Genomic DNA, 26,761 nt, shown 5'->3' with positions numbered 1-26,761 from the left:
CCGGATGTTTTATATCTTGCCTTTTTTTAAAAGATCTTCCCGTGCGCTCGTTGCGTATTTCTGCATCATTTCCCTGAGGGCTTCCCTGTCAGCTTCATAAGCAACAGCAGGAATTTTAACGTTTATTACAAGGTAAAGATCTCCTGTTCCGCTGCCTTTCAGCATTGGAACACCTTTGTTTTTCAGCCTGAATTTCTGCCCTGACTGTGTACCTGCGGGTATATTCAGCGTTACAGCTCCGTATGGAGTAGGGGCTTCGATCTTTGCACCGAGTGCCGCTTCAAACATGTCCATCTCCACATCAACATAGAGATTATCACCTTCACGTCTGTACACAGGGTGATCCTGAACATTGGTGACAATATATAAGTCACCGGATGCCCCGCCGTTTACACCTGCATTGCCTTTTCCGGGAACACGTATTTTTGAGTTTTTATCTACACCTTTCGGGATGCGTACCTTTATGCGTTCTTTGCTTTCCACATGCCCTTTGCCGTGGCATGTACCGCACTGCTTAACAGTAACCTGACCGGAACCTCCGCAGCTTGTACATACGCTGCCCACAAAAAATCCGCCCTTATTGCGTGAGGACTGACCTGTTCCCCCGCATGTTGAGCATGCTTTTTTTTCGCCGCCTTTACCGCCGCATGCAGAGCAGGTCACAGTGTGATTGATGTTCAGTTCGTATTCGTTGCCGTGTATTACATCATAAAAAGGTATGCGTACGTTGTAGTAGAGATCATCACCGCGCATCACCCTGTTTCTGCCGGCTGAACGTCTGCCGCCGCCGAAAAGGTCGCCGAATATATCATCAAAGTCGAAGCCGCCGCCGAAGGTGTTTCTGATATCGTCAAAATTAGCGCCGGAGAAGTCATACCCCTGACCGCCGGATACAAAGGCATCGTGCCCCACTGAGTCGTACTGTTTGCGTTTTTCATCATTACTGAGAACGCCGTAAGCCTCGGAGATCTTCTTAAACCTGTCTTCTGCTGTTTTATCACCCGGGTTAACGTCAGGGTGATACTTGCGGGCAAGTTTTCTGTATGCCTTTTTTATTTCATCAGCGGTTGCGCCACGTCCGACGCCCAGCTCTTCGTAGTAGTCTTTAGCCATTTTTCACCTTCGTTTTTTAAGCGGTGCTTACTCGGTCTCAACCTTTATTACCGTGGGTTTTATTTCCGCACGTTTTTTCAGGATAATTTTAAGCACACCGTCTTTCAGATTCGCCTTTATTGAATTCATATCTATTGTGTTCGGCACAGCGAATGAACGCTGAAATTTGCCGTATGCACGTTCAAGTCTGTAGTAATTGTCCGATTCTCTGTCAACAGGATATTTTTTTTCACCCTTAAGAGTCAGCACTCCTTCAGCTACCTGAATATCCACATCATTTTCGTCTATTCCGGGCAGTTCAGAGATTACGACAATTTCATCCTCCGTTTCATAGATGTCCACCGGGGGCATCCATTCACCGTATGCCGGTGAGCTTTGTTTGTCGAAGGAGTCATTGAACATCTTGTTGATTCTGTCATGCATGGCCATCAGGTCTTTAAGCGGATCCCATCTTACAATTGCCATAGAAAACCTCCGTAGAAAATGTTATCTAATAGAATTAATAATATCTGAGTCGATTCATGTCAAGTGTTTTGATATGGATTTTAATATGGAACAAAAAAGATGTGTGGCTGTCATATGAATCATAGTGTTTCTGGCACTTGATTTAATAAGGAATTGACTATAATTATAAAAATGAACTCAAGACTCGCATGGTTTTTGCTGATTTCGGCTGTGCTTCATCTTCTTCTTTTTATGTTCATTAAAATTGATGAACCGGAGAAGAAAGAGAAACCGATCAGTGTGGAAATAATAGAGAAAGAAAAAGAAACTCCGCCGCCTCCAGTAAGGCAGACGCCGCCTGAGCCTGTACCCAGACCTCAACCTGTTCCTGAATCAAAACCTGAGAAAGAAGTGATAAAAGTTACTCCGGATGATCAGCAGGCTTCATCAAAATCTGCCGAAAAGCAGCAGACAGGTGTAAAAGACCAGCAGCAAAAGCAGAGTGAAAAGCCAGGCAGGGAGCGTCCTGCTCCAGCTCCGAAAGATCAGCAGACCCGAAGAGCAGAGCCGGACAAACTGGAAAAACCTGAGCTTCCTAAGATGGATTTTCCCCAGAGAGATTCGATACAGGGGCTTGACAGGGAAGTTATAGACCGGATTCTTAATCCCACTGATATTATCAACAGAGCTGCGGAAAGCGGAGGTGATAAAACCGGTGAAGATACGGTGTCTATGCAGGAGGTCAAAACCCGCTATACTTCGTATTTTTATAAATTCCGCCGCCAGCTTTATCAGACATGGGCTTACCCCTATTCAGCCGCTATGCGTGGAGAGCAGGGTACGGTGCGCATCAAGTTTGCCATTCATAAAGACGGCAGGATAACAGATGTTCAGGTGGTAAAAAGCAGCGGTTACCCTGATCTTGATAATGAGGCAGTGCGTGCGCTCCGCAACATGGGGGGTGTCCCTCTGCCTGATTCCTATGAGTTGAACGTTATCCGTGTTGACGGTTATTTTATATACTATCTTAGCGGAGCTATTGATATTTACTAAGCTTCCAAGAACGGAAGCCGCCGTTGCGGGTGGTAAGACAACTGCGGTCTGTAAAAATTATTCAGACGGCAATGTAATACTTGTTTAATCTTTTTTAAGATAATATCATTATAACAATCGAAATATATGGAGCTGACATGAACAAACAGTGGGATCTGAAATGGATGGCATGGGAAGTAACCAGAAAATGCAACATGAATTGCGTTCACTGCCGTTCTAATTCAACAATAGAGTCTGCGGAGGGAAACCTTACGTTTGACAAATGCCAATCTCTTATGGATGAGATAGGCGAACACGCCAAGCCTGTTATAGTTATTTCAGGCGGTGAACCGCTTTTAAGAAAAGATGTTTTCGACATAGCAGCATATGGAACAGAGAAAGGTTTCCGCATGGCTATGGCTACCAACGGAATGCTTGTGGATGATGAAGTCTGTAAAAACATGAAACAGTCAGGCATCCGAATAGTCTCCCTGAGCCTTGACGGAGCCACGAAAGAAGTGCATGACAACTTCCGTGGTCAGGAAGGGGCTTACGAGTCAGTTATGAATGCAGCAGAGCATTTTAGGAAGCATGATATCAAGTTTATCGTGAACTCATCTTTTACCAAAAGAAACCAGAACCAGATAGAAGGCACATACAAGCTTGCCAAAAAAATCGGCGCTACCGCATGGTATATGTTCCTCATCGTCCCTACCGGAAGAGGGGAAGAGGTTATGAAGGAGCTTGTCTCTAAGGAAGATTACGAAGACCTTCTTAACTGGCACTATGATATGGAGCGTGAGGAAGAGGATATTCTTGTCCGTCCCACCTGTGCGCCGCAATATTACCGCATATGGCACGAACGCAGTAAGGCGGATGGGCTCGACCCCGAACGCAGAAGCCTTTCTTTCGGCACAGGCGGCGGAAAAGGGTGCATAGCCGGTCAGTCAATATGTCTGCTCAACCACGAAGGCGATGTTTATCCCTGCTCATATTTTCCCATGGCTGCGGGCAATGTTTTTAAACAGGGCTTCTGGGAAATATGGAACAACTCGCAGTTATTTAAAGATATGAGAAGCTTTAAAGACTATGAGGGCAAATGCGGAGTCTGTAAGTATCTCGGTGTATGCGGCGGATGCCGTGCGAGATCATACGCCGTAAGCGGCTCTTATATGGAAGAAGAGCCTTTCTGTGATTATATTCCAACAAACTATAAGCCCTGCGGCTGATAATTATTAGTAATAAGCAATAGATAAAAAAGCCGGTTCGTCTTACGTTCCGGCTTTTTTCTTTTTTATCCCTACTTGTTTTAAAATCAAACGTGTTTCATTATTATAAAAGCTAATAACCCTTCTGATACGGTATTGTCCGCTTAAAGTTAATAAATTTCATATGTCTTCATATTGAACTGCTTGACATGGTTCAAATTCTGTTTTATTATCACCGGAGTTTAAGAGGGACTGAATGCGGATACTATCTCTTCAGTTTCCGATGAGGCTGGGGGACATTGAATCCAATAAGGAAAAATTCCTAGCAGTTTTGTCGGAAGTTATTGATGAACAACCTTCAATTATTATCCTGCCTGAAATGTGGGCGACAGGTTTCGACTACCAGAACCTTAACGGATTCAGCAGGCAGACGGAAGAGATTTGTAACATTATTTCCGAGAGGCTTAATGAAAATACGCTGGTTATTTCAACTCTGCCTGAAGGGAATTATAACAAGGTTTACAACACCGTTTATGCGGTTTCAGCCAAGGGTGTTATAGCCTCCTACCGCAAGAATTTCCTTTTTACCCCTCTTAATGAGCATGTATATATTGATAACGGTAAAGGCATTACGCTTTTTGAATTCATGGATGTTAAGGTCGGGCTTCTCCTCTGCTATGAAATCCGCTTCCCCGAACTTTTCCGCATGACTGCACGAGCCGGTGCCGAACTCATAGCTGTGCCCGCTGTATGGGGCGCAATGAAAAAAGAACACTGGCTGACGCTTTTACGCGCCAGAGCCATAGAGAACCAATGCTATATTGCCGGATGTAATACCAGCGTTATGCACGGCCGCAAGGATATGCCATGCGGCTATTCGGTAATGTATGACCCGTGGGGTGAGGCTGTTTATGAGCCCTCTGCCGAAGAAGGGGTCTATACAGGTTTTATGGAGTCAGCCAAGGTGGCGGAGATCAGGGAAAAGATTCCCAGTTTTGACGATGCTTTAAACGCTTTTGTAATAGAGAGAAAAAACTAAAATAATGACATTAAGTTAAAGGAGGAAAAGAATGTCTGAACTTCAGAGCAGGGTTCGTGATAAGAGCCTTCATCATCTTTTTATGAAACCTGAGGACACAATTAAGTTTTTCAAAGATGCCGATAGCAGAGTTATGGATCTCGGCTGGTCAGGTTTCACACCTGTGGGTTATCCCAAAGTTATACCTATTGCACTTGCTGACCATGTTGAGAAAAACGGTCTTCAGGGGAAATGGAAGTTCAACCTTTTCATTGGCGCATCTGTGGGTTCTGAAACTGAAAACAGATGGGCAACACTTGACATGATCGACAGAAGATGGCCTTACCAGACTGGTAAAGACATCGGCAAAGGTATCAACTCCGGTAAAATCAGAATGGGCGACAAACACCTCTCCATGTTTGCTCAGGATCTTAAATACGGATTCTACACCAAAGACAGAGGCGGCAAGCTTGACGTGGCTATAATCGAAGCTACAGCTATCACCGAAGACGGCAACATTATCCTCGCCGGTTCTGTGGGTGCTGCTCCTGAAATTATCGACATAGCAGAAAAAATTATCGTTGAGATCAATACTGCAATGCCTTCTCTCGAAGGAATGCACGACATTATGACGACTGACCTTCCTCCCTACAGAAAAATCATCCCCATAACTGACGTTCGTCAGCGCTGCGGAACACCATGGGTGGAAACAAATAAAAACAAAATCGTTGCAATAGTTGAGTCCAAGCTTCCCGACAATGGACGTGCGCTCAGAGGAACAGACGATGTTGCTCAGGCTATCGCAGATAACATAGTTGACTTCTTTACACACGAAGTTAAAGCCGGACGTCTTCCCAAAAACCTTCTTCCTCTTCAGTCAGGCGTTGGTTCAATCGCAAATGCTGTTGTGGGCGGTCTTACTGCTTCTCCTTTTGAAGATCTCGTAGTTTTCACAGAAGTTCTTCAGGATACTTTCCTTCCCTTCCTTGACTCCGGAAAGTGCAAATATATCAACTGCACGTCTCTTTCACTTTCAGCAGAAGGCTTTAAAGAATGGTGGGAAAAATTCGAGTTCTACAAAGACAAAGTTCTTATGAGACCTCAGCAGATCTCCAATAACCCCGAACTTATCAGAAGACTCGGCGTTATCGGTATGAACACTCCCCTTGAGTTCGACATATATGCTCATGCTAACTCAACTTGCGCCGGCGGTACAAAAATGCTTAACGGTATAGGCGGTTCAGGCGACTTCCTCAGAAACGCTTACCTGTCTATCATGCATTGCCCCTCTGTTCGTCCGTCCAAAACTGACGAATTCGGTATATCAGGCGTTGTTACAAAAGCTCCGCACGTTGACCACACAGAAGCGGATCTTGATGTTCTTGTTACTGAGCAGGGTCTTGCGGATCTTCGTGGTCTTGCTCCCAAAGACAGAGCTCGTGAAATTATCAAAAAATGCGCTCACCCCGCTTACAAAGACTACCTCACTGATTACCTTGAGAGAGCTGAAAAGGCTACTGGTTATCACCACGAACCCCACATACTCTCAGAAGCATATAAAATGCACATCAACCTTGCAGAAAACGGTACAATGCGTTTCTGGAACAAATAAGAAACTCAGACAAAGCCTCAGGCTTATACTGTGAAGAATAAAGAAGGGCACCGGATATCCGGTGCCTTTTTTGTTTTTACCGTCTCATAGATTGCAAAATAACAGTGACTCTTCTCCTCAAGATTTTTCCGTTTTGACCGATAATATACACATGCAGCGGATGGAGGAAGTGACGCATCTGCACCTGCCTGCATATACGAAGCTTCGTTATTAACAGTACGTCGATGTAACCCTCACAATTCAAAGGATTGAAAAAAGCCCTTTACTGCGGTGCGGATATTTTTGCGCCTTCAGATATGGGCAGACTAAGGACAGTATTTACGGAGGAATATCATGCAGTCAATGACGCTGAACATGACCAGTACCCGTTTTGAGGCAACCGCCTATTCATCAAAACGGACATCATCAAAAGAAGGAACTACCACTGCTCCGGCATATAATACAGGAAATAAAGCAGGAAGCAGATATGTAAGCAGCGGTTCAGCTTTTATCCTTGATATAGCAGGACTGAAAGAGGGGGTGCAGAGTTTTGCCTCTTATCTGAATAATGAAAGCTCCCAGAGTGAAGGTTTGAATTACCAAGGCTTCAAAATGAAGATTCAATCTATTACCATCGAAGCCTTCTCTGAACAAAACAGTGAACACTCCAGAGTAAGCGAAGGTTTCAGGTTCAGCTATTCTTCCATTGAAATATCCATGGAAGAGGGGTTAGTTTCAGAAGAACCCACTGACACCTATGATAACTACTTTGGTGATGATGCTTACTGGGGTGCGGAAAAAACATCAGGAAGGATTTTCGATTTCATAAAATCCATAGCGGGCGGCGACCCCGAAAGGCTTGAACAGGCTCGTGAAGGTGCGGTTAAAGGTTATAAAAGCGTGGAAAACCAGATAGGGCAAATGCCGCAGGTTTGCGTGGATACCCTTGAACTTCTCATGGAGAAGATAGACGCCCATAAAGAAGAGATAACAGCAGCAGCGCAGCAGCCTGTTGATGTGACAGCTTAACACTCTAAGCCCCTTAGAAATCCTGAGGGGCTTTTTATTATGGCTGGTTTAAACTAGTCTTCATTATTATTCATGATCTGGACCTTGTGATGAAATTTATAACAGCAATATTTGTTGCTTAACACCAAATTTCACGTGAGGTTAAGATGACACTTAAGGCAAAAATAATAATCGCCGCTTTAACAGTGATGGTCGTTACTGTTATTATTGTAGTGCTTCAAACAAGCACAAAATCCTATAAACAGCAGCTTACGATGACACAAGAGCAGCTTAAGCGAGAGACGTTTTACCTAAGCCGAGGCATAGATAACTGGATTAATGAACATATTCAGGTGCTTGAAGGGCTCGCTGCCAGTATCTCAGACGAAAAACTTTCACATGAGGATATAAACTCACATATTAAGCCGTTTAACAACCGTTTCGATTACAAGTCGTTTCTTGTTGTGTTTGAAGGCACCAACACCGTTGTTCAATCAGAAGGCTGGGTTCCTCCTGCTGATTGGGATCCTCACCAAAGGGAGTGGTACATTGAGCTGAAGAAAACTGAAAAAACCGGTCTTTCCGCTCCTTTTATTCATTCTCAGTATAACATACAGGCATTGGTTCTTAATTCTCCTATGTTCAGCAATGGCAGACTCACAGGAGCAATAAGCACAACTTTAGACCTTAAATCCCTTATGCAGAGCGTAGAGAAAAAAGTAGGCAAAACAGGCTACAGCTTCATTATTGATAAAGACGGAATGATGATTGCCAATCCTAACAGCAGCTTGGTCATGAAAGTGAATGCTTTTGACAAGATGCCGGAATTTAAAAAGCGTATCGAAACTTCAAAAGAGGGTATATACGAGTACGTAATAGATGGCGTACAGAAAATGCTTTATTATTATGTAGTTCCCTCAAATGGATGGGTTTGTGCGCTCACTGTGGATAAAAATGAGATTGTGCATCCCATAAAGCAGCAGGTTTACAGTATTATAATAACCGGAATCATCCTGCTGATTGCAAGTATGTTTGTTCTTTTAACTTTTCTGGTATATGGGTTTAAACCGCTTAACAGGCTTGTGGATATGTTTAAGGATATTGCCGAAGGAGAGGGAGATCTTACAAAACGTCTGACGGACAGCGGCAAAGATGAACTTAACCTTGCAGGATTTTATTTTAACAAATTTGTTCTTAAACTCTCCGGCTCGTTAAGAAATGTAATGAATCTTTCTTCAAATGTTGCTGATGAAAGCAAAAAAATTAACACAACAATTAATGTTATGGCTGATGAACTCCACAAACAGGGCGAAGATATACTCAGCCTCGCCGGAGCTATAGAGGAAATGAACGCAACAGTTGTGCAGGTAAGCGAAAACGCAAATAATGCTGCACTACAGGCCGAAACAACAAAAAACAACGCAAGTCAGGGAAAGAGGGCTGTGGATGACACGGTCAAAATGATGGAAAAAATCAATGATTCAGTCGAACAGTCTGCGAATGTTATAGGCAAAATGACGGAATCCATGACCGAGATCAACGAGATCACTACAGTGATAAGCGATATTGCAGATCAGACCAACCTGCTGGCACTCAACGCTGCTATTGAAGCGGCAAGAGCAGGGGAACATGGCAGAGGCTTCGCCGTTGTTGCAGACGAGGTGAGAAAGCTCGCAGAAAGAACACAATCGGCAACAAGCCAGATCTCTCAGATGGTTCATGATATTCAGGCTGAATCAGTGAACGCCAACAGGAGCATAAGGGATGGTGTCTCCATGGTACAGCAGGGTAAAGAGGTCGCTAAAATTTCCAATGAAAAGCTTGACTCAATAATAGAAGTCGCTGTTACCACTCTTGATATGGTAACTATGATGGCTACAGCTTCTGAACAGCAGGCAGCAACTACCAAAGAAATCAGCAATAGTGTGTCCCATATTTCAGGTGCATCTCTTAAGACAGAACAGCAGCTTGACGAACTTATGAGTATATCAAGAAATTTGCAGGATCTTTCGGATACGCTGAAGAAAACCGTAGATGTGTTTAAAATAGACTGACAGAGCAACTTAGAGGGGCACTCAGTATCATGGGTGTCCCTTTTTTATATTTATAGTGTGAGATAGAGCAAAATTCCGAAGCATGAGATTGCCAGAGCTGACAGCCTGCTTATTATCTTATATCTGTCATTAAAAAAGATATATGAATGCCTGCCTATCTCCCCAACAGTAACCGCAGTGACGGAAGTTGTTGTCATTATTCCGGCAGTCAGAAACAAGGCGCATGCTATACCCAGTGCCGTCATATCCATTGATATGAAAAAAGTCAGCACTATGAATGTCGCAGGGCAAGGAATTATACCTGATATAAGAGTAAAAAGAGCGTTTTGCTTTTTAGCGTCTGTTTCTTTTTTGAAAGAGGAGAAAAACAAATATATTCCGAAAAGAAATAAACCTGCGGAGCTGACGGTGATGAATATTTTTTCGGTACTCTGTATTGTTTTTCCGAAACTGTATTTAGTCAGGTAATATACAATAAGTACTGTTGCGATGGATGTTAATCCGTGAAACATTCCGGACAGCCCGCCCATTGCAGCGGCTTTATATCTTGACAGCTTGTTGCTTACCGTATATGCGGAAACTGCTGCTTTATTATGTCCCGGTCCTGCTGCATGAACTAAACCGTACAGGAAAGAGAAAAAGAAAATCAAAGCTGCGGAGGAGTTGGAATCACGGTATTCTGATGTTTTTTTTATGATTGTCTCCCGCAGCGTTTGCTGTGCATCCGTTATTTTGTTAATAAACACAGCTTTGTCTCCCTGATGCTGGGGCTCCTGACCGCCAAACGGGTTTGCGCTGACCGAAGCAGCTGCCAAAGCAATAATAAAAAAAGTCAGAAATACTTTCATTTTTTGCTCCTTATAGAAATCGTCTCAGGACTTATCTGTCCGTAATAATATCTTTCCTGTGTGAGGTTGCCGTATCTGATTGTGAATATGCTGTTATCAACATTGCTGCGGACCTTAACGATCTTCACACTGGAATAGTATGTGGGGTCATATATCAAAATATCCGAATTTGCAGCATCAACGGGCACATCGGGCTGAAGCCTGAAACTGTAAATCAGTTGTCTGTTTGAAGTATTAGGCATGAAGTCAGTGGCTTTGGTAAATTTGATTGTTTTTTTACCATATTTGATAAAAGTGAAGAACGAGCTGTTAACCAGATAGTCAAAGTAGTCTTTTTTCAAATCATTAATTTCATCAAGATCTATTCTTTTATTACGGTTTTTATCATAATCCATCAGAACCATTGAACTGAACATTTCATCAAAAACCCAGCGCTGTGTTATTGAGTTTATTTTTCCGTCTTTTATCTCTATGTCCGCTTCAACGTCTATGAATACATGGGGATGCGGATAAGCATTGAGGGTTATGAGAAATAAAAAAGTAATGACAAGGAATTTCATAAAGAAGAAGATACCTGAATTTTCTATGATGTACAGAAAATTATGCTTATATTTAATGATGAATAGGAAAACAAGCAGGGCACTCCGTATTGAAGTGCCCCGATATTCTTTTAGTTCATGAGTTTTCTTAAAACGAAATCGAGGATTCCGCCGTGTTTGAAGTATTCGATCTCGATGTCTGTGTCCAGTCTGCACATTGTATCAAACTCTGTAACTTTGCCGTCAGGTTTAACAGCTTTGACCTTGACAGTGCATCTTGGGGTGACATCTGCAAGTCCTTCAATGGTGAAGGTCTCTGAACCGTCCAGACCGAGTGATTTCCAGCTCTGGTCGTTTTTGAAAACCAGGGGCAAAACACCCATTCCGGCAAGGTTGCTTCTGTGGATTCGCTCAAAGCTTTCGGCTATAACAGCTCTGATTCCCAGAAGTTTGGTTCCCTTCGCTGCCCAGTCACGGGATGAGCCTGTTCCGTATTCTTTTCCGCCGAGAATTACAGTGGGCGTACCGGATTCAATATATTTCATCGAAGCGTCATAGATGAACATCTCTTCGCCTGTTGGAATATATTTAGTGTATCCGCCTTCTTTAGGCTCAACGAGTTTGTTTTTGATTCTCACGTTGCCGAAGGTGCCTCTCATCATTACTTCATGGTTGCCTCGTCTTGAACCGTAGGAGTTGAAATCATCCTTGGCATTGCCATGGGAAATGAGATACTGACCGGCGGGGTAATCAGGCATTATAGAACCTGCGGGGCTTATATGGTCTGTGGTGACAGAATCACCGAGAAGAGCTATTGCATTTGCTCCTTTAATGTCTGTTATAGGCGCAGGTGTGGGCTTAAAACCTTCAAAGAACGGAGGTCTGCGGATATAGGTTGAGTCCTTCTGCCAGTCAAAAATTTCGCTTTTGTTGGCGGAAAGGGCAGCCCAGAACTTATCGCCTTCAAGTATGCGTCCGTATTCCTTGAGGTAATCCTCGCTGGAGAGGCTTGATTCCACAAGTTCCCATATCTCTTCCGATGTGGGCCATATATCTTTAAGATACACAGGTTCATCATTAGGGTTGTAGGCTATGGGATCCGTATCCATGTTGAGATTCACTGTACCTGCGAGAGCATAAGCTACAACAAGCATGGGTGAGGCGAGGAAGTTTGCACGGACGTTGGCGTGAATACGTGCTTCAAAGTTCCTGTTGCCTGAAAGAACAGAGGCAACGGACATTTTGTTGTCCTTGACTGCTTTTTCTATAATAGGGTGCAGGGGACCGGCATTACCGATACATGTGGTACAGCCGTAGCCTGCCGTATGGAATCTCAATGCCTGAAGATAGGGCATAAGACCTGATTTCTCAAGATAGTCTGTAACGACCTTTGAACCGGGAGCAAGGCTTGTTTTAACGTATGCGGGGACACGAAGTCCTTTCATCACGGCTTTTTTCGCCACAAGTCCGGCGCCTATCATTACAAAAGGGTTTGATGTATTTGTACATGAAGTTATGGCGGCTATTACCACTGAGCCGTTTTTCAGAGTGAAGTTTTCGCCCTGAAGAGTAAGAGGAACTTCCGCTCCTTTGCCGGCGTATTCGTCCATAGTCTTGGGCAGATCTTTAAGGATTATTCTGTCCTGCGGTCTTGCCGGACCTGCAACGCATGGTTTTATGGTTGAAAGATCAAGTTCCACAACTTTGGTGTATTCCGGATTAACGGAATCATCATAGAAGAGACCGTTTGCTTTGGTATATTTTTCAACAAGATCGGCTTCTGCCTCTCTGCCTGTGAAACGGAGGAAACGGAGTGTTTCATCATCCACAGGGAAAAAGGTCATCGTTGCGCCGAATTCGGGGCTCATGTTGGAGATTGTTGCTCTGTCAGGGATTTTAAGTGATTTTATACCCGGCCCGAACGCTTCAACGAACTTTTCCACCACTTTGTGTTTTCTGAGAAGCTCTGTGATAGTAAGGATTACGTCTGTTCCTGTTATTCCTTCGGCTATTGTTCCGGTGAGTTTAAGACCGATAACTTCCGGGATTGGCATATAATACGGCTGACCGAGCATAACAGCTTCAGCTTCAATACCGCCCACGCCCCATGCCATTACGCCTATGGAGTTAATCATCGGAGTATGGGAGTCTGTGCCGACGCATGTATCGCATATGGCGACTGTTTCTCCGTCAATCTCACGGGTGTCAACAACCTTTCCGAGATACTCAAGGTTAACCTGATGGCAGATACCTGAACTTGGAGGAACTATGCGGAGATTAAGGAATGCCTTCTGTGCCCATTTGAGAACGGCGTAGCGCTCGCTGTTGCGTTTATATTCAAGATCAACGTTCTTATCAAGGCTGTCTTCGCTGCCGAAGTAATCAACCTGAACGGAGTGGTCTACTATGAGATCAACAGGTACAAGCGGATTGATTACGGAAGGATTTTTGCCCGCCTCGTTTACAGCGTCTCTCATTGCGGCAAGGTCAACTATGCCGGGTATGCCTGTGTAGTCCTGCATGATAACTCTTGCCGGATGGTACGGAATTTCTTTCGGTGCGTCATATGCAGGTTTCCAGTTTGCAACTTCCAGAACGTCTTCTTCGGTGACGATCTGTCCGTCCAGCTTACGGAGCATGTTTTCCACAAGCACTCTGATGGAATACGGAAGTCTTTTAATATCGGCAAGACCGTCTTTTTCCAGCTTAGTGATGTCATACATGGCAACTTTGCCTTTTGAGGTGTCCAGAATCTTTTTGTAATCCGATTTGAGCATACAGTCTCCTCCTACTTGGGTAACCTATCCATAAACTTGCTGATCAGATCAATAGGCAACGGGAAAACAACGGTGGAGTTTTTCTCTGACGCTATTTCCGTGAGTGTCTGCAGATATCTTAACTGTATTGTAACAGGGTTTTTTGACATGATCTCACTTGCTTCGGCAAGTTTTTCGGCGGACTGCATTTCACCTTCAGCATGAATAATTTTAGCCCTTCTTTCCCTTTCTGCTTCTGCCTGTTTTGCCATAGCTCTCTGCATTTCGCTGGGCAGGTCAACATGTTTCATTTCAACGGAGCTGACCTTAACACCCCAAGGGTCTGTCTGCTTATCTATCACAGACTGAAGTTCATCATTAATCTGCTCACGGTTGGAAAGAAGATCATCAAGCTCAAACTGTCCCAGAATGCTTCTTAATGTTGTCTGGGCAAGCTGGCTTGTGGCATAATAGTAATCTTCAACTTCAAGAACTGCGTTTTCCGGTCTGAGTATGCGGAAATAGATAACAGCATTTACCTTAACAGACACATTGTCCTTTGTGATAATATCCTGAGGCGGAACATCCATAACCACCGTACGGAGGTTGACTTTTGCCATTTTTTCCAGAACGGGGATAAGGATTATAAGCCCGGGACCCCTTACGCCGGAAAATCTGCCGAGACGGAAAATAACTGCACGCTCATATTCCTTAAGCACGCGTATGGAATTTGCCAGCAAAACAACGGCAAGGAGTACCAGCACTCCCAAAGATGGAAACATATTGACCTCCAAAGTCTGTTTATGTATCATTTTACACTCAATATCAAAAATTTGCCATACCCGTAAGGAGAAAAATTCCATGGGCATAAAAAGTATGACAGGATACGGAAAAGGTATTTCCGTTTCAGAGAGCTGCGATGTAAAAGTCGAGATAAAAAGTGTGAACAGCAAGTATCTTGATCTTAACATCAGAATGCCCAAATATCTATCCTTTATCGAAATTTCCATTAAGAACATAATCAGAGAACGCCTTGAAAGAGGAAAGGTTGATATGTTTGTGGATGTGAACCTTAAAAAATCCCAGTATAAACCGAAACTTAACCGGGAACTGCTTGAAGGATACATCAATACACTTACTGCGGCGAAAGAGGAATTTTCTCTTGACGGCAGCATAAGTCTGGATCATGTTATCTCCCTTCCTGATGTCATCGGCACAGAAGAGGACAATACTCTGGGTGATACAGTGGGCAAGGTGCTTATTGATGCTCTGAACACTGCTCTTGATGGGCTTGAGTCCATGAGAGCGGAGGAAGGACAGGCACTGAAAGCGGATCTTCTTGAGCGCATTGCTGTTCTGGAAGAAATGAACCGTGAGATTGATGAAAACCGTAAAGATGTTTATAATTTCTGGTATGATAAATATACAGCTAGGGTTAAGGAACTTCTTCCTGAAGGCTTTTCGGATGAGAGGATAATTCAGGAAGCGGCTCTTTACGCCGAAAGAAGTGATATCACCGAAGAAGTGACCCGCATATATGCTCACGGAGAGCATATGAGGCAGATTATAAACTCAAAAACTGCCTGCGGTAAAAAGCTTGACTTCCTGTGTCAGGAATTCAACAGAGAATTCAACACCATCGGTTCAAAAAGCAGTAAAATTGGTATAATAAACAATGTGGTCAGGGCGAAAAGCGAGCTTGACAGAATCCGTGAACAGGTGCAGAACATTGTCTGAGCATAAAACATTTAAGCAGGGAAAGCTTTTTGTGGTCAGTGCCCCCAGCGGCGCAGGCAAGACAACTTTGTGTAATAAGCTTCTGGAAAACAACAAAGCTCTCCGTTATTCCATTTCGTATACCACCAGAAAACCCAGATTTGATGAAGCCGATAAGGTGGACTATTTCTTTATAGATGTGCCTGAGTTTAAGAAAATGATAGATGACGGCGAATTCATCGAATGGGCTGAGGTGCATGGAAATTATTACGGAACATCCAGACTTACTGTAGAAAGTATAATAGGAGAGGGAGGAGACGTTCTTCTCGACATCGACCCGCAGGGAGCCAGGCAGCTTAAGGCTACTCTTGGCTACGGAGTATATATCTTCATTACAGCACCAAGCATAAAGGAGCTGGAGAAGCGTCTGCGCAACCGCAGGACTGAGCCGGAAGATGTTATGAAGCTCCGCCTTGACAATGCACGCAAAGAAATTCGCCTTTTCAGCGAATATGACTATATTATAATGAACAGAAATTTTGACGAAGCATATAAACATCTTGAGTCAGTGTATATTGCAGAACATCTTAAAACTGAAGACGTGAAAGACATATACGAGCTGATGGAAGAGGAGGATTAGATTTTATGCCCATGCTCGACATTGAAAAGAGAATTAAAGATGAAAAAGTTAAAAGCCGTTTCAAGCTTGTAAGGCTTGCGGGTCTTCGTGCCAAACAGCTTAACAGCTTTAAGGAAGGCGATATACCAGCCAGACTTGAGAAATACCACAAGGTGACTACCAACGCTCTTGATGAAATCATTGAGAAAGCTGTGGATTTTGAGGAGATAGATGGCTAACATCCTCATCGGAGTAAGCGGAGGCATAGCTTGTTATAAGATACCTTCTTTGTGCAGGCTTTTTAAGAAAGAGGGGCATGACGTCAAAGTGATTCTCACTAACAATGCCTCAAAGTTTGTAACCCCGCTTACTTTCGAGTCTGTTACGGGAAACAGAGCCTACACCGGAGAGTTTGACCCGGGTCTGGATCCTGAAATTATCGAGCATATTGAACTGGCGGGCTGGGCTGATAAGTTCATTATAGCCCCTGCCACTGCCAACACTGTCGCAAAAGCTGCACACGGTATTGCAGACAATCTTCTTGCGTCCACTCTTCTTGTGTACACTAAGCCTGTTTATTTTGTACCTGCCATGAATACCAATATGTTTAACCACCCTGCCACACAGAATAATCTTAGGATTTTAGCCGAAAGGGGCAATATTCTTATAGAGCCTGACAGCGGAGAGCTTGCCTGCGGAACAAGCGGCAAAGGCAGAATGAAAGAACCGGAGGAGCTTTTCAGGCTCATTGAAGGTGAACGCCCTCTTGCGGGGCTTCGGGTTCTGGTCACTGCCGGAGCAACTGTTGAGCCTATTGATCCGGTTCGGTATATATCCAACTATTCCAGCGGCAAAATGGGACTTGCTGTTGCCTTGAAAGCCCGTGAACTCGGTGCTGAGGTTAAAATTATAGCAGGGAGCATCAGCGCTGACTGCTCCGGGTTTGACACTGTCAGGGTTAAATCAGCGGAAGATATGCTTAAGGCTGTGAAAGAAAATGTAGGCTCATGTGATATACTTATAAAAGCTGCCGCAGTGGCGGACTATGCACCTGTCGAGGCTGCATTGCAGAAGATAAAAAAGAGCGAAGGTGAGCTTGTTATCCGCCTGAAAAAGAATCCTGATATTTTAAAAGAGATTGCTCCTCTCAAAAAACATTCGCAGGTTTTCTGCGGTTTTGCAGCAGAGAGCGAAAATCTTAATAAAAACGCCATTCGCAAACTCAATGAAAAAAAACTGGATATGATTGTAGCCAATGATATTTCCAGAAAAGATATAGGTTTCGGTTCTGATGATAATGAGGCGGATATTTTCTTTGCCGATGGCTCATCAGAGCATTTTGACAAAGGTTCAAAGAAAAAGCTTGCAGAACTGATACTTATCCGTGCTGCGGGGCTTCTGAAATGAGTTCATTCAGCAAAAATCCCATAGAGGAAGTTTACGGCGTCAGCCACATTCTAAAACCCGCTGTTCCGGCAAAACAGGAGACTATAGACGACATGAAAACTCTTGCCGAAAAGGTCGCATCCTGCGAAAAATGCGGATTATCGAGAGGAAGAACCAACCCTGTTTTCTCTGACGGTGATGAAAAAGCCGAACTTATGTTTGTGGGCGAAGGACCCGGATATGATGAGGACATGCAGGGCAGGCCTTTTGTGGGAAAAGCCGGGAAGCTGCTCACCAAAATGATTGAAGCCATGCAGTTCAGCCGTGAGGAAGTTTATATAGCAAATATAGTGAAATGCCGTCCGCCTGATAACAGAGCCCCTTTCAGGGACGAGGCGGAAGCGTGCATCCCATATCTTTACCGCCAGATCGAATATGTTAAACCAAAGGTTATTGTTTGTCTGGGCAGTGTGGCAACCCAGTATCTGCTTAAAACAAACACCAGCATATCCAAAATGAGGGGCGAATTTGTGGACATGAACGGAATAATGGTTATGCCGACTTACCATCCTGCTTACCTTCTTCGCAGTCCGAATATGAAAAAATTTGCATGGGATGATCTTCAGAAAGTAATGGCTGTTCTCGGCAAAAAATAATTTATTTGCCTAATATTATAAGTCCTCAAAAAAAAATAAATATGTTATGATTTGTAATTACTCAATTGAGGTGTGGTGATGAGAAAGTTATTTTTAACTGCTCTTGCGGTTGCTGCGATCGCAGGATGCACAGGAGGGGGACCCAAAGTTGATCCTATGGCGTCTCAGGTAACATCTGCGGATGCTGAGATGGTGGTTATCCCCGAAGTATGCAAATCTTTTTACAAATTCGACGTTCCCAGAGTTGCTGTTGCTCAGTTCGTCAATAACACATCATACGGAAAAATGTCAGCATCAAATACCAGCTTTGCCGGCAAATCAACGACCAAACGCACAAGCGCAGGCGTTGCAGGAGTTGTTGTAGCTCCCGGAGCAGTGGGTGTTGGGCATGTAGGCGCTTCAAAAACTGATGTAACATCTTCAGGTCAGGTTGATACCTACATGAGGGAAGTTGCTCCCAAAATAGGCGAATATGCCCAGTCAGCTACGGAAAATGTTGTGGCTAACATTGGCGGTATGAGCATATTTGACCGCTCAAGCCTTGAAAGCATACTCAGCGAACAAAAGTTTCAGATGGCGATAGCTGACCCGAATACTGCGGTGCGTGCAGGTAAACTCGCCGGCGTTCAGTATGTTTTCGCAGGCACCGTTGACAGCATCAGCGCTAAGTACGTTCCGCCTAACAATAATAAAACATCCGATACCGGAAACGCATGGTTTAACCTTGCCCTTGCTGTTGGAAAAGCTGCCGCCAACACACAGTCCGGCTGGATAGTCAATGTCGAGATGACAGTGAAAATGATCGATGTTGAGACAGGTCAGGTTATCGTTAATAACAAAGTCAAAGGACGTGAAGTTGCAGGCGGCGGACAGGGGCTTAACCCTGAACTCATAGCCGAAGCAGCTAAAAAAGCCATGGGCGAAGCCATTGACGATGTTAAGCCGACTCTCTCTCAGAGATTTTCTCCCAAAGGATATATCAAACAGCTCAGAGGCAACAAGGCACTGGCTCTTGTGAATATGGGAAGCGATGCTGGTGTGAACTCAGGTGAAAAACTTGAAGTTTATGAGTTTATCGAGATTGCTGATCCTTTTTCAGGGCAGAAATCATGCAATATGGCTAAGATACCTGTAGAACTGACAATTTCTGATCAGATAGCTCAGGATCAGGCCTGGGCAAAAATTGACGGCGACCCGGCAGCCGTTTCAAGAGTTAAAAACGGCTCTATCATCAAGCGTCAGAAGCTTGAAGGACAGAGCATGTTTAAGAAAATGTTTTAATCTCTTTTTGCATCCGGCAAATTATTTAATTTGCCGGATGCGTTTATTCCCGCATACCTCCTTAAAACCTCATCCCTCCTTCCTTTCTTTTTTATGTGTTTTTTACCTTGTTAAGTCCTTTTATCAAAGCTAAAATCAGTAAAACATCCTGAGGAGATCTGCTATACGACCTAAGCTTACGGTTCTCTTTTTTCTTATGGCACTTTCTGTCTGTTCTTACGGAGCTGACAGCTTTTTCCCGCAGGAGACATTGAGCTATATTGACATTCTCAACAGCGGGAAAATAACTGTTATAGGCGAATCCGCAGAAGGATTGAAAATGCGGGATGCCCTCACAAGGGCAAGGATCGAGGCAGAAGAAAAGGCTCATGCTGTTTTATCCGATCTCCCCGTAAGCGGAGTTAGAACCCTTGAAGATACAGCATTATTTGATAATGAATCCGAGCAGGTTTTCAGAGAGCTTCTTTCCTCTCTTTCTTCCTGTAAAGGCAAAGGAATATACGACAAAGAAAGTAAAAAAGGTTATTATTGTCTATCAGGAAGGATTGATCCGCTTGATGTTCTGGCAGGAAGAACCTTGTCCGCGCCGGAGGCTTATGATAACGGAAGCTTCGCAGAGTATGATTCTGTTATAATCAATACTGCTATAGGAAGCTTTGTTCCGGCTTTGGGAAACAGACTTTATTCTGCTGACGGTAATGAGCTTTGGAACAGAACATTTTCCCATCCGGTTTATGTTGCAGATCTGCCGGATGCTGTCACCATGCTTTTTCAGGAAGGCAGGCGAAAGCCTCTGTCCCTGAATGCGGAGCGAGTGGCTTCTTATACAGATGTTTATCTTGCTAAAACCGCATCGGAAGAGCTTAAAAAACTCCTTGGGTCAGATGCGGATATTAAAATTGTATTTACGTTTCTTAAATAAACTGATTTAACGAGGTTTCTATGAAAAAACTGATTATTCTGCTTATTTCAGCTTTTATGTGTACGGCTGTTTATGCCCAGCCTGTAAAGGTAAGCGTTGTTGGCGAAGCTGATATAATGGGCGGTGATACCGCCTCCGCAAGAACAATCGCCATTGCCAGAGCAAAATGGGCAGCCCTTGAGGAAGCAGCAGGAGTCAAAGTAAAGTCTGATACTATACTGCAAAATGCTGTCCTTGTGGATGAGGCTATCAAAACAGAGGTTCAGGGCGTTATCAAAAGCTTTAATGTGACAGGAGAGGAGAAGGATGACTCTATCTACAGGGTTCAGATTTCTGCCACTGTTGAGAAAACAAAAGCCGAAAGTGCGGTGGGTATTGTTTCTAAAAACACAACTATTTCTGTGATGCTGCCTGTCGTGTTTCCTAACGGAAAGGTTGAGGAATCCAGCGCACTTTCAGAGAATGTTATAAATGAACTTACTTCACGTAATATGGAAGTTGTGGATATGGCGGGCGGAAACGGCTTTGGTGTAAAAGAGCTTGAAAAAGCAATGAAGTCCAATGACTACCTTGCTCTGCGCAATGCTGCGTTTAAAAATCTTTCAAACACAATCCTCATCGGCAAAGTTGAAACCACTGCCACAGCCCAGCAGGGAGCAGATATAGGCTATGGAGTTTCACTGCCTTTCAATGTAGTCACAGGCAGACTTACCTACAGGCTTATAACTGAAAAATATGGAAACCGTGTGATCCTCGCCAGCGGATATATTCCGGTGAGAGGGCAGGGCTCCACAATAGAAGACGCCACATTCAGAATGACCGAAAACCTGCGTGATTCTGTCTCTGCAACCCTTGTGGGAATCGTGATGGAAAAAATGCAGGGAGCAAACAGCAGGATGGTGACTGTGCGTCTCATGGGCAAAACGGATATGGACAGGCTTATGCAGCTTAAACAGATGCTGACTTACACAAGCTGGGTTCTTGAGGTCAAAGATCAGGGTGTGGATTCCCTTGTGGTGACATATCCTGAAAAAACTCTTTATCTTGCTACGTCTCTTAACGGAAGATCAGGGTTTAAGGTAGAAAAATTCTCTGATTATGAAATAATTGTATCTCCTCAATAAATTCTGAAACCGGCGGGAGCTTATGAAGTTTATACCCTCTTTTTTAAAGAATTATAAATTCGGGCTTCTTGCCGGTTTTCTTATATTTGCCACAGTTCTTTTCCACTTTCAGCCTTCTTTTATCGATAAATTCGCTTTGGGAATAGAAGACGGCAAGTTTCATTTCCGCTCTCTTATAGGTAAAACTCCTAAACCTTATCAGGATATGGTCATAGTTACCGTGGATGAATACAGCGTAAACAAGCTGGGAAGATGGCCATGGCGCAGAGATATTATCGGAGATATGTTCTACAATCTCCGCAATGCGGGAATAGTAACTCTGGATATTGTTTTTTCTGAGCATACAGAGCCGGAACGTGACGATTATCTGGCAGAAAAAATACTCGATTCCGACAACATTATTCTCGGCTTCTTCATGAGGGACAATGCAACGCAGGAAACAACTGAGGACACCATTGATGCCCTTGAGGACTGCGCTTATCTCTCCTTTAAAATGCTTGATAACACCACAGGGGTTAAGGAATTCCCCTTTGCTGAAGTCAATATTGATGAAATAGCCCACAGCGGGCTGACATGCGCCTATTTCAACACAGAGGCAGATGTAGACGGACTTTACAGGCGCTACCCCATAACATACATCCATAAAGGTTATCTGTTTTCTCCGCTGGGAATTCAGGCTCTGCGGTACTATCTCAATCAGGATGTGGAGCTTGAACTTGATAAAAACGGGGTGAGAAAATTCGCTCTGGGGAATATCGTATTCAACAAGCAGAGTTATTTTAAGCTGAATTTCTATGACGATGTTAAATATATTTCTGCGTATGATGTATATTCAGGCGCAGTTGCACCAGAGTTTTTTGAAAATAAAATAGTCGTGGTCGGTGTTACGGAGACAGGGGTTTACGACATGCGTCCCACCCCCATAAGCCCCATTACTCCCGGTGTTTCGCTGCACTACACTGCAATAAGCAATCTCCTTGAGGGGCACCTCATTAAATGGAATAAAGCTTGGGACTATATGCTGATTATCCCTGTGCTGCTTATAATTGCCGTTTTAAGCCTCATCGGAAAGCAGTATTTGCGGTGGTTGCTTTACATCTTCGCTCTCATGGCTGTTGTCTGCGTTTCATATGTTTTTTTCATATACGGAAATATCTGGCTGCGTGAGTTTTACGCTCTTTTCCCAGCGGTCTTGATGATTGTGGGGACAGAGGCTGCCGCTTTCTTTAAAACAGAGATCCACGCTCTTGAGGTAAAAAAAGCTTTCGGCTCATATGTTTCACCGGAACTTGTGGAGGAAATTCTCAATAATCCCGATGGTCTTGAGCTTGGCGGACAGGAGAGGGATCTGACGATCCTGTTTTCTGATATAAGGGGATTCACCACTCTGTCTGAAAGCCTGACTCCTACCGCCCTTGTTTCCATGCTCAACAGGCTTCTTGACCCGATGACAAACGTTATTCTCAAAAACAGAGGCATGCTGGATAAATATATAGGTGATGCGATGATGGCTGTTTTCAATACACCTGTTGATGTTCCTGATCATCCCGACAAGGCTGTAAAAAGCGCCCTTGAACTGCTTGAAACTCTTAAAGCGGTTAATGCTGAGTTCGCAAAAGAGGGTATTCCTGTTGTTGACATAGGCGTGGGGATAAACACCGGAACAGTTGTTGTGGGGAACATGGGTTCAAAGGTGCGTTTTGAATACACTGCCATAGGCGACAGCGTTAACCTTGCCTCCCGCCTTGAGGGGCTCTGCAAACAGTACAAAACAAGAATAGTGATCAGTGAGTTTACAATGAACAGACTCACTATACCTGTTCTCTGCCGTCTTTTGGACAAAGTGCGTGTAAAAGGCAAACACAAGCCTGTGGAAATATTCGAGCCAATGACAGACACACCTGAAAACAGAGAGATCAAGGAGCTTTTTGAAAAAGCCCTTGATAAATACTTCAACATGAATTTCAATGAAGCACTTGCGGTTTTCCGTGATTTAGCGGAAAAATTTTCTGACGGACCTTCTGGAATTTTCGCTGAAAGATGCGCTGATTTCCTTGAAAACCCTCCTGAAGAAGACTGGGACGGGGTATATACCCTTAAATCAAAATAGGAAGTGCTTAATATGTCTAAGAAAAAAGCCATTGTTCTCGTAAGTGGCGGTATGGACAGCTGCGTTACAGCGGCTATCGCCGCTCAGAATTACGAGCCTTGCTTTCTCCACTTAAACTACGGTCAGAGAACAGAAAACAGAGAATATAAGGCATTTGAGGATCTCTGCCGTTTTTACGGAATAAAAAGAAAACTTGTTGTGGATATCAGCTATCTGAAAGAGATCGGCGGTTCGTCCCTTACGGATGAAGCAATCGAAGTGGAGGAAGGCGAGCTTGAAAGGCAGGGAATACCTAAAACATATGTTCCCTTCCGAAATGCAAACATTCTTTCAATTGCCGCAAGCTGGGCAGAAGTTCTTGAAGCTTCGGCGATTTTCATTGGCGCTGTGGAAGAGGACGGCAGCGGATACCCCGACTGCCGCAGAGTGTTTTATGACGCCTTTGAAGCGGCAGTTGATGCAGGAACCAAGCCGGAAACTAAAATAAAAATTGAAACTCCGCTCATTTCCCTGAAAAAATCGGATATAGTTAAATTAGGTAAAGAGCTGAAAGCACCTCTTGAGCTGTCATGGTCTTGCTATAAAAGCGAAGATGAGGCTTGTGGTGAGTGCGACAGCTGCCTTCTTCGTTTAAGAGGATTTGAACAGGCGGGTTATTCCGACCCGATCCCCTACAAAAAGAGGTAACAGGATAGCTATGAAAAAAATTGCCGTTATGACCAGCGGGGGCGACAGCCCCGGTATGAACGCCGCCATCAGAAGCGTGGTGAGAACAGGACTTGCAAACGGTGTCGAGGTTTTCGGGATAGAGCAGGGTTACAAAGGCATGATCGAAAACAAGATGCGCCTGCTCTCCAGCAAGGATGTCTCCAATATGGTTTACCGTGGCGGAACATTCCTCCGCAGTGCCCGCTGCATGGAGTTTAAGACCGAAAGCGGTCAGAAGCTCGCAGTCAGCAACCTTGAGAAAAACGGCGTAGAAGGACTAGTGGTTATAGGCGGCGACGGCTCACTGACCGGAGCAAAGATCCTTGCTGAAAATTACGGTATCAAAGTTATCGGGCTTCCCGGTTCGATAGATAACGATATCTACGGCACAAATACTTCTATAGGTGTTGACACGGCTCTGAATACCATAGTCCATGCCATAGATACCATAAATGATACGGCAAGCTCGCATGATAGAACTTTCATAATTGAGGTTATGGGAAGGCACTGCGGCTATCTTGCTGTTATGTCCGCCATAGCCGGCGGAGCGGAAACTGCGCTTATTCCTGAAGTTCCGTTTCATCTGGAAAATATAATCGCCAAAATCAGAAAACGCTATGAGGAAGGCAAGACCAGAAGCGTTATAATTTTAGCTGAAGGTGTGGGTTCTGCCTATGACTTCGGTAAAACTTTGGAGCTTATGGGGGGCTTTGAAACCCGCATAACTGTTCTGGGGCACATACAAAGGGGCGGCAGTCCGACTTACTTTGACCGTATACTTGCTACCAGAATGGGGGATGCAGCGGTCAAAGGGCTTATGAACGGCAAAACATCCATGATGACAGCCCTGACCGGAAGAGAGATAGATCTTATTCCGCTGTCAGAGGTGATAGGCAGAAAGAAGGAATTTGATGCCAACCTGCTGAAAATGGCGGAAGATTTAAGCACATAGGAGTCCTATATGAGCGTAACAACCAAAACAGGAGACAAGGGACAGACCTCCCTTTATACAGGAGAGAGGGTGAATAAGGATGATCCTGTTATGGAGTTCGTGGGAACCGGAGATGAACTTGTTTCCAATCTCGGTGAACTGCGTCTTCGGGTTAGCGCTCATGCGGATGATATAATGAGGATACAGAAGACAATCTTCCGTATAAACTCATACGCCGCCACGAGGGAAGGGCGTGAGAAATTTCTTGTCCCGCAGGAGGAAGTAGACTTTCTCGAAACAAGAACTAAAGAGTACGAAGCCATCACAGGCGAGCTGCATGGCTTTATCATCCCTTCTGAAAATCTTAATGCCTCAAAGGCGGACATATGCAGAACTGTTTCCAGAAGGTATGAAAGAAGATTGATAACTTTGTCCGCATATGTTAATTTTGACCCGGTCGTCAGAAAGTATGTCAACAGACTGTCCGATATGCTTTTTATGATGGCGAGAGTGATAGGAAAGGAGAAAGACGAAAAATGAGCCTTAAAGACATTATAACCGACGATATGAAAACATACATGAGAGAGAAAAACCAGATAGCCCTTGATACAGTGCGTATGCTCCGCTCTGAAATAAAAAATGTTGAAATCAACAACAGACCGGCAGGCGAACTGGACGATGAGGGCGTTCTTAAGGTTATTGCATCAGCCGTTAAAAAACGTAAGGATGCCGCAACCCAGTACAGGGATGCGGGAAGACCTGAGCTTGCCGACAAGGAAGAGCTTGAAATTACGTTTCTTGAAAAATATATGCCTGCTCAGATGAGCGCTGACGAGGTTAGGGCTATAGTTACTAAAGCGGCAGAAGGCGTTGATGTGACTGATAAAAAGAACTTCGGCGCTGTAATGAAAAAAGTTATGGAAAAAACAAAAAACAAGGCAGACGGCAAGCTGGTTAATGAGCTTGTTAAGGCAGTGTTTGATGGAAATAACTGATATTGTACTGCTGATACTAATCGGCGCATTTGCCGTGCGCGGGCTCATCAAAGGGCTTGTGCATGAGCTTTTCGGCGTGGCGGCTATAATAGCCGGCTACGTAGTGGCTTATAAATATTCCCTGACGGTGGGAAGCCTGTTCAAATCATTCGATTTGTCAGAGAAATCCTTAAGCGCACTCGGGTTTGTGATAGTTTTCATTGTCACATACCTTATAGTGATGATAGTTGCTGTTTTTATAAGTAAGATTATAAAAAACGTGTCCCTTTCCGAAGTGAACAGGGGCGGCGGAATGGTTTTCGGCGCTTTTAAGGCGGCTGTTATACTTTCTGTTATACTCACATCCTTTGTTTCTTTCATGCCGAAGGACTCAGGATTTGTGAAAACAACGAAAAACGGCGCAGTTTCAGGATTTCTCATAAAGCTTTCCCCTGTTATATACGACATAGTGAACAAGTTCGGCGGCTCGCAGATTAACCCCTTCCGTGAAGAGAAGATAGAGCTTGAGCCAATTGAAATTTTCGGCGGTGATCATGGGCAGAGAGCCCTTGAAAAAGTCAAGGAATCTGCCGGAAATATCAAAGACGGGGCAGAAGAGAAAACAGAAGACATCATGGATAAAATAAAAGACATGACCAGAGAAGAAAAAGATGCTCTGGCTGAAAAACTCCTTGCCCCGCAGTCCGATCAATAAAAAAACGG

At 44.1% G+C, this 26,761-nt stretch carries 26 protein-coding genes; 20 read left to right on the top strand and 6 right to left on the bottom strand.

Features of this window, described 5'->3' with window-relative positions; genetic code table 11:
* Window positions 1-9: 9 nt before the first annotated feature.
* Both dnaJ and ACYRYY_RS02030 read right to left on the bottom strand, forming a co-directional pair.
* Window positions 10-1,113, bottom strand: a complete 1,104-nt coding sequence (gene dnaJ, locus ACYRYY_RS02035) for a molecular chaperone DnaJ (protein ID WP_460213826.1) — start codon at window positions 1,111-1,113, stop codon at window positions 10-12.
* 27 nt (window positions 1,114-1,140) lie between these two features.
* Window positions 1,141-1,578 (bottom strand): Hsp20/alpha crystallin family protein, encoded by a 438-nt coding sequence (locus ACYRYY_RS02030; RefSeq protein ID WP_460213825.1) that lies wholly within the window; start codon window positions 1,576-1,578, stop codon window positions 1,141-1,143.
* 171 nt (window positions 1,579-1,749) lie between these two features.
* On the opposite strand from ACYRYY_RS02030, the gene ACYRYY_RS02025 reads away from it, so the two are divergent.
* From ACYRYY_RS02025 to ACYRYY_RS02000, 6 genes are all read left to right on the top strand, one after another.
* Window positions 1,750-2,610: a cell envelope integrity TolA family protein gene (locus ACYRYY_RS02025; RefSeq protein ID WP_460213824.1), complete on the top strand. Its 861-nt coding sequence runs from the start codon at window positions 1,750-1,752 to the stop codon at window positions 2,608-2,610.
* A gap of 137 nt (window positions 2,611-2,747) precedes the next feature.
* Window positions 2,748-3,818: a radical SAM protein gene (locus tag ACYRYY_RS02020; protein WP_460213823.1), complete on the top strand. Its 1,071-nt coding sequence runs from the start codon at window positions 2,748-2,750 to the stop codon at window positions 3,816-3,818.
* Between the two features lie 235 nt (window positions 3,819-4,053).
* Complete coding sequence (locus tag ACYRYY_RS02015) at window positions 4,054-4,836, top strand: nitrilase-related carbon-nitrogen hydrolase (protein WP_460213822.1); 783 nt, start codon at window positions 4,054-4,056, stop codon at window positions 4,834-4,836.
* Window positions 4,837-4,867: 31 nt separating this feature from the next.
* Entirely contained in the window at window positions 4,868-6,427 is a 1,560-nt protein-coding gene (locus tag ACYRYY_RS02010; protein ID WP_460213821.1) for an acetyl-CoA hydrolase/transferase C-terminal domain-containing protein, read from the top strand.
* A 333-nt stretch (window positions 6,428-6,760) separates the two neighbouring features.
* Entirely contained in the window at window positions 6,761-7,435 is a 675-nt protein-coding gene (locus tag ACYRYY_RS02005) for a hypothetical protein (protein ID WP_460213820.1), read from the top strand.
* A gap of 146 nt (window positions 7,436-7,581) precedes the next feature.
* Window positions 7,582-9,468 carry a methyl-accepting chemotaxis protein gene (locus tag ACYRYY_RS02000; protein ID WP_460213819.1) on the top strand — a complete coding sequence of 629 codons (1,887 nt, stop codon included), beginning with the start codon at window positions 7,582-7,584 and terminating at the stop codon, window positions 9,466-9,468.
* 50 nt (window positions 9,469-9,518) lie between these two features.
* Here the strand turns inward: ACYRYY_RS02000 and ACYRYY_RS01995 are convergent, their stop codons facing one another.
* From ACYRYY_RS01995 to ACYRYY_RS01980, 4 genes are all read right to left on the bottom strand, one after another.
* Entirely contained in the window at window positions 9,519-10,316 is a 798-nt protein-coding gene (locus ACYRYY_RS01995) for a HoxN/HupN/NixA family nickel/cobalt transporter (RefSeq protein WP_460213818.1), read from the bottom strand.
* A complete protein-coding gene (locus ACYRYY_RS01990) occupies window positions 10,313-10,876 on the bottom strand; it encodes a DUF1007 family protein (protein WP_460213817.1) in 564 nt (187 codons plus the stop codon). Before ACYRYY_RS01990 ends, ACYRYY_RS01995 begins: the two co-directional genes overlap by 4 nt.
* 110 nt (window positions 10,877-10,986) lie before the next feature.
* Complete coding sequence (gene acnA / locus ACYRYY_RS01985) at window positions 10,987-13,632, bottom strand: aconitate hydratase AcnA (protein WP_460213816.1); 2,646 nt, start codon at window positions 13,630-13,632, stop codon at window positions 10,987-10,989.
* Window positions 13,633-13,643: 11 nt separating this feature from the next.
* The gene (locus ACYRYY_RS01980; RefSeq protein ID WP_460213815.1) at window positions 13,644-14,393 is read right to left on the bottom strand and encodes a slipin family protein; all 750 of its coding nucleotides are present in this window, start codon (window positions 14,391-14,393) and stop codon (window positions 13,644-13,646) included.
* 79 nt (window positions 14,394-14,472) lie between these two features.
* Here ACYRYY_RS01980 and ACYRYY_RS01975 point away from each other — a divergent pair, with 79 nt between their 5' ends.
* The 14 genes from ACYRYY_RS01975 to ACYRYY_RS01910 all read left to right on the top strand — a co-directional run bounded on the left by ACYRYY_RS01975 (window position 14,473) and on the right by ACYRYY_RS01910 (window position 26,753).
* Window positions 14,473-15,348 (top strand): YicC/YloC family endoribonuclease, encoded by an 876-nt coding sequence (locus ACYRYY_RS01975; RefSeq protein WP_460213814.1) that lies wholly within the window; start codon window positions 14,473-14,475, stop codon window positions 15,346-15,348.
* Window positions 15,341-15,967: a guanylate kinase gene (gene gmk / locus ACYRYY_RS01970; protein WP_460213813.1), complete on the top strand. Its 627-nt coding sequence runs from the start codon at window positions 15,341-15,343 to the stop codon at window positions 15,965-15,967. The genes ACYRYY_RS01975 and gmk overlap by 8 nt, the downstream gene beginning before the upstream one ends.
* A gap of 5 nt (window positions 15,968-15,972) precedes the next feature.
* Complete coding sequence (gene rpoZ, locus ACYRYY_RS01965; protein ID WP_460213812.1) at window positions 15,973-16,185, top strand: DNA-directed RNA polymerase subunit omega; 213 nt, start codon at window positions 15,973-15,975, stop codon at window positions 16,183-16,185.
* Window positions 16,178-17,353 (top strand): bifunctional phosphopantothenoylcysteine decarboxylase/phosphopantothenate--cysteine ligase CoaBC, encoded by a 1,176-nt coding sequence (coaBC, locus tag ACYRYY_RS01960; protein ID WP_460213811.1) that lies wholly within the window; start codon window positions 16,178-16,180, stop codon window positions 17,351-17,353. The genes rpoZ and coaBC overlap by 8 nt, the downstream gene beginning before the upstream one ends.
* Entirely contained in the window at window positions 17,350-17,988 is a 639-nt protein-coding gene (locus ACYRYY_RS01955; protein WP_460213810.1) for a uracil-DNA glycosylase, read from the top strand. The genes coaBC and ACYRYY_RS01955 overlap by 4 nt, the downstream gene beginning before the upstream one ends.
* Before the next feature lie 78 nt (window positions 17,989-18,066).
* Entirely contained in the window at window positions 18,067-19,269 is a 1,203-nt protein-coding gene (locus ACYRYY_RS01950) for a CsgG/HfaB family protein (protein WP_460213809.1), read from the top strand.
* 250 nt (window positions 19,270-19,519) lie between these two features.
* Window positions 19,520-20,191, top strand: a complete 672-nt coding sequence (locus ACYRYY_RS01945) for a hypothetical protein (protein ID WP_460213808.1) — start codon at window positions 19,520-19,522, stop codon at window positions 20,189-20,191.
* A gap of 20 nt (window positions 20,192-20,211) precedes the next feature.
* The gene (locus ACYRYY_RS01940; RefSeq protein WP_460213807.1) at window positions 20,212-21,315 is read left to right on the top strand and encodes a hypothetical protein; all 1,104 of its coding nucleotides are present in this window, start codon (window positions 20,212-20,214) and stop codon (window positions 21,313-21,315) included.
* Window positions 21,316-21,337: 22 nt separating this feature from the next.
* Entirely contained in the window at window positions 21,338-23,425 is a 2,088-nt protein-coding gene (locus ACYRYY_RS01935; protein ID WP_460213806.1) for a CHASE2 domain-containing protein, read from the top strand.
* A 12-nt stretch (window positions 23,426-23,437) separates the two neighbouring features.
* Window positions 23,438-24,112, top strand: coding sequence for a 7-cyano-7-deazaguanine synthase QueC (gene queC, locus ACYRYY_RS01930; protein ID WP_460213805.1), 675 nt, complete (start codon window positions 23,438-23,440; stop codon window positions 24,110-24,112).
* Window positions 24,113-24,122: 10 nt separating this feature from the next.
* The gene (pfkA, locus tag ACYRYY_RS01925) at window positions 24,123-25,085 is read left to right on the top strand and encodes a 6-phosphofructokinase (RefSeq protein WP_460213804.1); all 963 of its coding nucleotides are present in this window, start codon (window positions 24,123-24,125) and stop codon (window positions 25,083-25,085) included.
* Between the two features lie 9 nt (window positions 25,086-25,094).
* On the top strand, window positions 25,095-25,604 hold the full coding sequence (locus tag ACYRYY_RS01920) for a cob(I)yrinic acid a,c-diamide adenosyltransferase (RefSeq protein ID WP_460213803.1): 510 nt from the start codon (window positions 25,095-25,097) through the stop codon (window positions 25,602-25,604).
* On the top strand, window positions 25,601-26,059 hold the full coding sequence (locus ACYRYY_RS01915; protein ID WP_460213802.1) for a GatB/YqeY domain-containing protein: 459 nt from the start codon (window positions 25,601-25,603) through the stop codon (window positions 26,057-26,059). Before ACYRYY_RS01920 ends, ACYRYY_RS01915 begins: the two co-directional genes overlap by 4 nt.
* Complete coding sequence (locus tag ACYRYY_RS01910; protein WP_460213801.1) at window positions 26,046-26,753, top strand: CvpA family protein; 708 nt, start codon at window positions 26,046-26,048, stop codon at window positions 26,751-26,753. The genes ACYRYY_RS01915 and ACYRYY_RS01910 overlap by 14 nt, the downstream gene beginning before the upstream one ends.
* Window positions 26,754-26,761 lie beyond the last annotated feature (8 nt).

Source organism: Geovibrio sp. ADMFC3 (assembly GCF_054687035.1).
This window is presented reverse-complemented; position numbering and strand designations above follow the sequence as displayed.

What these genes read in the sequence shown, in the direction of transcription:
- dnaJ (WP_460213826.1), bottom strand. Translation starts at nt 1,113, where the DNA reads ATGGCTAAAGACTACTACGAAGAGCTGGGCGTCGGACGTGGCGCAACC.
- ACYRYY_RS02030 (WP_460213825.1), bottom strand. Translation starts at nt 1,578, where the DNA reads ATGGCAATTGTAAGATGGGATCCGCTTAAAGACCTGATGGCCATGCAT.
- ACYRYY_RS02025 (WP_460213824.1), top strand. Translation starts at nt 1,750, where the DNA reads ATGAACTCAAGACTCGCATGGTTTTTGCTGATTTCGGCTGTGCTTCAT.
- ACYRYY_RS02020 (WP_460213823.1), top strand. Translation starts at nt 2,748, where the DNA reads ATGAACAAACAGTGGGATCTGAAATGGATGGCATGGGAAGTAACCAGA.
- ACYRYY_RS02015 (WP_460213822.1), top strand. Translation starts at nt 4,054, where the DNA reads ATGCGGATACTATCTCTTCAGTTTCCGATGAGGCTGGGGGACATTGAA.
- ACYRYY_RS02010 (WP_460213821.1), top strand. Translation starts at nt 4,868, where the DNA reads ATGTCTGAACTTCAGAGCAGGGTTCGTGATAAGAGCCTTCATCATCTT.
- ACYRYY_RS02005 (WP_460213820.1), top strand. Translation starts at nt 6,761, where the DNA reads ATGCAGTCAATGACGCTGAACATGACCAGTACCCGTTTTGAGGCAACC.
- ACYRYY_RS02000 (WP_460213819.1), top strand. Translation starts at nt 7,582, where the DNA reads ATGACACTTAAGGCAAAAATAATAATCGCCGCTTTAACAGTGATGGTC.
- ACYRYY_RS01995 (WP_460213818.1), bottom strand. Translation starts at nt 10,316, where the DNA reads ATGAAAGTATTTCTGACTTTTTTTATTATTGCTTTGGCAGCTGCTTCG.
- ACYRYY_RS01990 (WP_460213817.1), bottom strand. Translation starts at nt 10,876, where the DNA reads ATGAAATTCCTTGTCATTACTTTTTTATTTCTCATAACCCTCAATGCT.
- acnA (WP_460213816.1), bottom strand. Translation starts at nt 13,632, where the DNA reads ATGCTCAAATCGGATTACAAAAAGATTCTGGACACCTCAAAAGGCAAA.
- ACYRYY_RS01980 (WP_460213815.1), bottom strand. Translation starts at nt 14,393, where the DNA reads ATGTTTCCATCTTTGGGAGTGCTGGTACTCCTTGCCGTTGTTTTGCTG.
- ACYRYY_RS01975 (WP_460213814.1), top strand. Translation starts at nt 14,473, where the DNA reads ATGGGCATAAAAAGTATGACAGGATACGGAAAAGGTATTTCCGTTTCA.
- rpoZ (WP_460213812.1), top strand. Translation starts at nt 15,973, where the DNA reads ATGCCCATGCTCGACATTGAAAAGAGAATTAAAGATGAAAAAGTTAAA.
- coaBC (WP_460213811.1), top strand. Translation starts at nt 16,178, where the DNA reads ATGGCTAACATCCTCATCGGAGTAAGCGGAGGCATAGCTTGTTATAAG.
- ACYRYY_RS01955 (WP_460213810.1), top strand. Translation starts at nt 17,350, where the DNA reads ATGAGTTCATTCAGCAAAAATCCCATAGAGGAAGTTTACGGCGTCAGC.
- ACYRYY_RS01950 (WP_460213809.1), top strand. Translation starts at nt 18,067, where the DNA reads ATGAGAAAGTTATTTTTAACTGCTCTTGCGGTTGCTGCGATCGCAGGA.
- ACYRYY_RS01940 (WP_460213807.1), top strand. Translation starts at nt 20,212, where the DNA reads ATGAAAAAACTGATTATTCTGCTTATTTCAGCTTTTATGTGTACGGCT.
- ACYRYY_RS01935 (WP_460213806.1), top strand. Translation starts at nt 21,338, where the DNA reads ATGAAGTTTATACCCTCTTTTTTAAAGAATTATAAATTCGGGCTTCTT.
- queC (WP_460213805.1), top strand. Translation starts at nt 23,438, where the DNA reads ATGTCTAAGAAAAAAGCCATTGTTCTCGTAAGTGGCGGTATGGACAGC.
- pfkA (WP_460213804.1), top strand. Translation starts at nt 24,123, where the DNA reads ATGAAAAAAATTGCCGTTATGACCAGCGGGGGCGACAGCCCCGGTATG.
- ACYRYY_RS01920 (WP_460213803.1), top strand. Translation starts at nt 25,095, where the DNA reads ATGAGCGTAACAACCAAAACAGGAGACAAGGGACAGACCTCCCTTTAT.
- ACYRYY_RS01915 (WP_460213802.1), top strand. Translation starts at nt 25,601, where the DNA reads ATGAGCCTTAAAGACATTATAACCGACGATATGAAAACATACATGAGA.
- ACYRYY_RS01910 (WP_460213801.1), top strand. Translation starts at nt 26,046, where the DNA reads ATGGAAATAACTGATATTGTACTGCTGATACTAATCGGCGCATTTGCC.